The sequence below is a fragment of the Salinadaptatus halalkaliphilus genome (assembly GCF_006543045.1).
Lineage (GTDB): Archaea > Halobacteriota > Halobacteria > Halobacteriales > Natrialbaceae > Salinadaptatus > Salinadaptatus halalkaliphilus.
On sequence record NZ_RBZW01000065.1, the window covers coordinates 2,362 to 3,175 of the forward strand.

At 54.4% G+C, this 814-nt stretch carries 1 protein-coding gene; it reads left to right on the forward strand.

Features of this window, described 5'->3' with window-relative positions; genetic code table 11:
* Positions 1 to 598: transposase (locus D8Y22_RS18380; protein ID WP_141466140.1), on the forward strand; the 598-nt coding region annotated here is incomplete at its 5' end.
* Positions 599 to 814 lie beyond the last annotated feature (216 nt).

Genomic DNA, 814 nt, shown 5'->3' on the forward strand with positions numbered 1-814 from the left:
GATTGATTCGACAGACGTGAGAGCGATGCCTGCCGATCCTGACGCATCGAAATGCTACGATCCAACGGCTGAAGAGTACTACTACGGCTACGGCTGCACGATCGTTTCGACCGGATCGAAGATCCCGATTGCAGCGGAGTTCACCGAGAGCAAACAAGCACCAGAGGAGACGGCGATGCGCGTCACCCGTGACGCGCTCGCCGTCGCTAAACCGATATGGATGCTTGGTGACAGCGCGTACGATACACTTGACTGGCACGACCACCTGCTGGCCGCAGGGGTCGTGCCAGTCGCCCCCTACAACCCACGCAACACTGATGACCCGAAGGACATCGAGTACAGGGTCGAAGACCGCATCGAGGAACACAGCAAGGACGTTCAGCTGAAACAATCGACGCTTGACGAGACGTATAACCGCCGAACAGGCGTCGAACGAACCAACGAATCAGTCAAGGACTGCGGCCTCGGGCGAACGCACGCCCGAGGCCGCGTCCACGCACGAGCACAGGTGATCCTCGCGCTGTGCCTTCGCCTTGTTATTGCAATTACCAACTATGAACGCGGAGACAATCCGGGAAGTACGATCATCACGGTGTGACAAGAGTTCTATGACACCCTCGGCTTTGTGAAGTACTGATTCTTTAGTCAGGCAAAGTGTATTACTGAGAGCAAAATAGGACATCAGTATTGGAAAATCGATCCAACTCAATACTATTTTTGTATGTGTTTACCCCGAAGGCTCAACAGCCGGTACAGCGTGACTCCGTGAGATCATCTCATTGGTGCTAACGACTCGACGAAGTTCTTCGTAGGG